Origin of the sequence: Oerskovia rustica, assembly GCF_014836555.1 — a bacterium.
Lineage (GTDB): Bacteria > Actinomycetota > Actinomycetes > Actinomycetales > Cellulomonadaceae > Oerskovia > Oerskovia rustica.
The window spans coordinates 1-2,392 of the sequence record NZ_JACSQQ010000073.1 but is presented as its reverse complement, the minus strand read 5'-3'; the positions used below and the strand labels follow the sequence as shown (position 1 = coordinate 2,392).

Below are 2,392 nucleotides of genomic sequence, written 5' to 3'. Positions count from 1 at the left end.
CTCCGGCAGCGACGACCTACGCGACGCCTGGGACAGGCGTCGCGCGCGCTCAGCAGGCAGCCTGGGCGTCCGCCGAGGTGATCGCCACACCAGGCTTGCGGTCGGCCAGCGGGTCGACGGGCGCCGCCTGCTCCGGGGTCGTCGGTACCGGTGGGACGACCGGGTCGGCTCCGGTCGGCGCGGACGGCTCCTGGGGCGCGGGCGGCGCCTCCACCTCCGGGACGACCGGCTGGTCCGCCACGACCCGCGCCCACACGTCCTCCGCCTCCGCCGTCAGGACCACGCGGTTGACGTTGCCCGGCTGGGGGCCGGACGGGATCGTCAGGAACGTCACCGCGTCGGGGCGCACCGACCGCAGCGAGAACGCGAGCCCCTTGAGGTCGACCCCTCCGCTGATCGAGAGCGAGCTCGTCGCGGCATCCAGGAACTGAAGCAGGTTGGGCAGGTCCGTGAGGATGTTCTGGGAGAGGACCGACTTCGTCATCGCCGCGAGCAGCGCCTGCTGACGACCCATGCGGTAGGTGTCGGACCCGTCGCTCAGGCCGTGCCGGGCTCGTGCGAGCGCGAGCGCCTGAGCCCCGGTCAGGGTCTGCGTCCCTGCGGTGAGGTGAAGGTTCGACTCCTTGTCGTCCATGTCCTCGGGGATGCACATCGGCACCCCGTCGAGGGCGTCGACCATGGTCTGGAAGCCTGCGAAGTCCACGACCATGAAGCCGTCGGTCCGCACCCCTGACATCTGCTCGACCGTCATCTGCGTGCACGTCGCCGCCGACGCGAGGTCCTTGCCGCCGACCCAGCCCCGGGAGAACGCCTCGTTGAACGTCGCCTGGGACGACGCCCGCGTCGTCCCGCCCCCCGTGACCGTGCACGACGGGATGGCGATCCTCAGGTCGCGCGGGACCGAGACCAGCTCGACCCGCGAGCGGTCGGCCGAGATGTGCAGGAGCATCGTGGTGTCCGAGCGCATGCCCTCCTCGGCTCCCCCGATCTCGGCGTTCGCCCCGGACCGGTCGTCCGAACCGATCAGCACCAGGTTCACGGGGAGCCCTGCGAGAGGGTCCTCGGGGTCGGGTACCGGAGCCGGCGGGCGCTCGGTCTCGGGGGCCACGAGCTCCTTGTTGTCGACCTGCTCGACGTTCCCCAGCGTCCTGACGAGCACGGCCGTCGCACCCGAGGCGCCGAAGGCGAGGACCGCCGTCGTGACGAGCCCGACCGCCCGCAGGGCGCGGTGCTCGCGCCGCGTCCGGACGTGCCGGACCCCGCTCCCGCCGGCCGTCGCCCGGTTCCCGTCCCCTGCACCGTCGGCGCCGTCGATCGGCCGGTCGTCCCCCTGGGTGTCAGTCACGAGGGCAGAGCCTAGCCCTCGCACCTGCGCGCACCGGGGACCCGGCCGCGGAGCGGCGTCCCGTGAGCCTCACGGGACGCCGCTCGTGCGGGGCCCGGGAACGCCCGCAGGGGCCGTCCGCGGACGGGACGGCCCCTGCGGGCAGGCGTGCGGCGGCGTCGCGACGCGCTCACTCCTGCGTCGTGATGCCCGAGTACGAGTGCTTGCCGTTGAAGATCAGGTTGACGCCCGTGAAGTTGAACAGGACGCACGCGTAGCCGACGAGCACGAAGTACGCCGCGCGGCGCCCGGACCAGCCGCGCGTGGTGCGGGCGTGCAGGTAGGCCGCATACACGACCCAGACGACGAAGCTCCAGACCTCCTTGGGGTCCCAGCCCCAGTAGCGGCCCCATGCGTGCTCGGCCCAGATCGCGCCACCGATGATCGTGAAGGTCCAGAGCACGAACGCGACCGCGTTGAGCCGGAAGCTCAGGGCCTCGAGCTGCGCGGGCCTCGGCGTCGTGTCGAGCCACCGCCAGGCCGGGTGGCCCAGGAAGCCGTTGCCGTTCTCGCGCGAGTCGCGCAGGAGCTGGATCGAGGACATGACGAACGCGACCGTGAAGATGCCCGTGGCGATGATCGCGACGCCCACGTGGATGACGAGCCAGTACGACTGCAGGGCCGGGCTGACCCCGGTCGCCGCGAGGAAGAACGAGTTCTGCGCGACCACGAGGAACAGCACCGCGAGCCCCGTGACGAACGCACCGAGGAACCGCACGTCGCGGCGCAGGCTCACGCCGAGGAAGACCGCCATCGCGACGAACGCGCCGACGAGCGTGAACTCGTACATGTTGGCCCAGGGCGCACGGCCCGCCGCGATGCCGCGGGTCACGATCGCCGCGAGCAGCAGGATCGTCCCGAGCCAGCCCGTGGAGATGCCGATGCCCGCGGCCTTGCGCGAGACCGGCTTGGGCGGGGTGGCCACGGCGACGGCGACCGGGGCGTCGGTGGTCGTGTCGGTCGCGGCCGTCGACGCCGGTTCCGGCTCCTTGGCCCCCAACCGGGACA

At 72.5% G+C, this 2,392-nt stretch carries 2 protein-coding genes; both read right to left on the bottom strand.

Annotated elements, in window-relative coordinates:
* Nucleotides 1-49: 49 nt before the first annotated feature.
* A complete protein-coding gene (locus H9652_RS19460) occupies nt 50-1,345 on the bottom strand; it encodes an LCP family protein (RefSeq protein WP_318244287.1) in 1,296 nt (431 codons plus the stop codon).
* A gap of 169 nt (nt 1,346-1,514) precedes the next feature.
* The gene (ccsB, locus tag H9652_RS19455; protein ID WP_225228511.1) at nt 1,515-2,384 is read right to left on the bottom strand and encodes a c-type cytochrome biogenesis protein CcsB; all 870 of its coding nucleotides are present in this window, start codon (nt 2,382-2,384) and stop codon (nt 1,515-1,517) included.
* Between the last annotated feature and the right edge of the window lie 8 nt (nt 2,385-2,392).